Source organism: Streptomyces sp. NPDC006265 (assembly GCF_040613555.1).
In the GTDB taxonomy this organism is placed as follows: domain Bacteria; phylum Actinomycetota; class Actinomycetes; order Streptomycetales; family Streptomycetaceae; genus Streptomyces.
In genome coordinates, this window is the sequence record NZ_JBEXSH010001085.1 from 1 (window position 1) to 2,605 (window position 2,605).

Annotated in this window: 3 protein-coding genes; all 3 read right to left on the bottom strand. The window is 71.2% G+C overall.

From position 1 onward, the window contains the following. Positions 1-337: 337 nt before the first annotated feature. Positions 338-580, bottom strand: coding sequence for a chaplin (locus ABZ281_RS45515; protein WP_356664268.1), 243 nt, complete (start codon positions 578-580; stop codon positions 338-340). Positions 581-736: 156 nt separating this feature from the next. Next, on the bottom strand, positions 737-1,378 hold the full coding sequence (locus ABZ281_RS45520) for a response regulator transcription factor (protein WP_356664270.1): 642 nt from the start codon (positions 1,376-1,378) through the stop codon (positions 737-739). Next, positions 1,371-2,516, bottom strand: coding sequence for a GAF domain-containing sensor histidine kinase (locus tag ABZ281_RS45525; protein ID WP_356664272.1), 1,146 nt, complete (start codon positions 2,514-2,516; stop codon positions 1,371-1,373). The genes ABZ281_RS45520 and ABZ281_RS45525 overlap by 8 nt, the downstream gene beginning before the upstream one ends. Positions 2,517-2,605 lie beyond the last annotated feature (89 nt).

The following is a 2,605-nucleotide window of genomic DNA, read 5'->3' on the forward strand; positions in this document are numbered from 1 at the left end:
GTGGGAGGCCGAGAGCTGATGGCACAGGTACTGGAGTTCAAGCTGCCCGACCTCGGGGAGGGGCTCACCGAGGCGGAGATCGTGGTGCCGGACGAAGGCTCTTGTACCGGACGTACTTGGGATTTCGGTTGGTGCGGCGAGAGTACGTGCCGGGCGCCGTGGGTGCTGTGCGGGACTTTCGAAGCACCCCCTGGGCGGCACGCATGCCCGCAGTGGGGGCGGGCGGCTGCGCGTGCCCGTAGCTGAGCCGCGCACATGTCCGTGGCAATGCCGGACGGCCTCCCGGGCAGGACCGGGAGGCCGGTGTCACCTCCGGCTCGGAGACGGAGGTGAGGTGTCAGTGGTTGACGGCGAGGTTGCCGAAGGCCGGGTTCAAGGCGCCCACGACGTTCACGCTGTTGCCGGACACGTTGACCGGAACGTGCACCGGGGCCTGGACGACGTTGCCCGAGCCGACGCCCGGGGAGCCCACGGCCTGGCCGTCGGCGTGGGCGCTGGTGGCGGAGGCCATGCCCGCGCCGGCGGCCAGCAGGCCACCCGTCACCATCGTCACGGCCGCTGCCTTCTTCAGGTTCTTCACTTCTGAGCCCTCCTTGCGATTGCCGCGGCAGACGCCGCAGCACGCACTGGAGAACGGCCGAGATCCACCGAGGTTGCGCCATCCGGGGGACGTTCCCACGACAGTATGAATCTCGGTCCGGAACGCAACCTTCCGGGTTGCCGTGGGATGAGCGGTTCAGCCGGTCACGCCATGGCGAACGGCCCACAGAGCGGCCTGCGTCCGGTCGGCCAGGTCGAGTTTCATCAGGATGTTCGAGACGTGGGTCTTGACGGTCTTCTCGGAGAGGACGAGCGCGCGGGCGATCTCCCGGTTGGAGCGGCCGTCCGCTATGAGGCCGAGCACCTCGCGCTCCCGCTCGGTGAGGGAACCGGCTCTTCCCGTGCCCGAGTTGGACTCCTCCTGCGCCAGCAGAGCGCCGGCGACCTCCGGCTGGAGGAGGATGTGCCCGGCGTGGACCGAGCGGATGGCTCCGGCGAGGGCGTCGGGGTCGACGTCCTTGTAGACGTACCCGGCGGCGCCGGCGCGCAGGGCGGGGACCACCGTCCGCTGTTCGGTGAAGCTGGTGACCACCAGCACGCGCGCGGGGTTGTCCAGTTCTCGGAGTCTGCGCAGGGCGTCGACGCCGTCCATGCCCGGCATCTTGACGTCCATGAGGATGACGTCGGGCCTCAACTCCTCGGCACGCTCGACTCCTTCGGCCCCGTCCGCCGCTTCGCCGACGACCTGGATGTCGTCCTGCACTTCGAGGAAGGTGCGCAGGCCCCGGCGGACGACCTGGTGGTCGTCGACGAGCAACACCTTGATCGCGTCAGCCACCGGGGACCTCCATCTCGATCACGGTGCCCTTGCCGGGCACCGATTCCACGGTCAGCGTGCCGCCGGCGCCGCTCGCCCGGTCCCGCATCGAGACCAGGCCGAGGTGCCGTCCCGCGTGGCGGACCGCCCTCGTGTCGAAGCCGCTGCCGTCGTCCGCGACTCTGAGGACGACTCCGCTGTGCCGGCGGTCCAGGGTCACGTCGACGTGGTCGGCGCCGGAGTGGCGCAGGGCGTTGTGCAGGGCCTCCTGGGCGACCCGCAGGAGGGCTTCCTCCTGGGAGGCGGGCAGGGCCTTCACGCCGTGGCCGGCGAAGGTGACGCGGGCGTGGTGGGCCCGGTCGAGGACCTGGATCTGCGTCCGGAGGGTCGCGACGAGGCCGTCCTCGTCGAGGGCGGCGGGGCGCAACTCGACGACCGCCGCGCGCAGTTCGTCGGCGGCCTCGGCGGCCAGGACGGCCACCTGCTGGAGTTCGCCCTTGGCCCGGGAGGGGTCGCGGTCCACCAGGCGGGCTGCGGCCTGGGCGGTCAGGCGCAGGGAGAACAGCTTCTGGCTGACCGCGTCGTGCAGTTCGTGGGCGAGGCGGGAGCGCTCCTCGGCGATGGTCAGTTCGCGGCTGCGCTCGTAGAGGCGGGCGTTGGTGAGGGCGATCGCGGCATGCTGGGCGAGGATGCCGAGCAATTCCTCGTCGTCCTCGGTGAAGCCGCAGCCGCCTTCGGGCCGCTCACAGTTCTTGTTGGCCAGGAACAGCGCTCCGATGACCTCGTCGCCGTCGCGGATCGGCAGGCCCAGGAAGTCGATCAGGTCGGGGTGGGCCTTCGGCCAGCCCTCGAAGCGGGGGTCCTTGCGGACGTCCGCGAGGCGCTCGGCCCTGGCCTCGTGCAGCATCGCGGCGAGGATGCCGTGCTGGCGCGGGAGGGGGCCGATGGCCTTCCACTGCTCCTCGCTGACGCCGTCGACCACGAACTGGGCGAAGCCGCCGTGGTCGTCCGGGACGCCGAGCGCGGCGTACTCGGCGTCGAGCAGCTCGCGGGCCGAGGCGACGATCGTCTTGAGGACGTCGCGCACCTCGAGATGCCTGCTCATGGCCAGCAACGCGGAACTCACCGCGGCGAGGCCGGACCGGGGACCGTGACTCATGTCCTCACGGTACCGGCGGGCTGTGACAGGGCGGATCGGACCGCTGGCGGCCGGCTGCCCGGTCGGTGGGCCTAGGTCCCGGGGCCGAT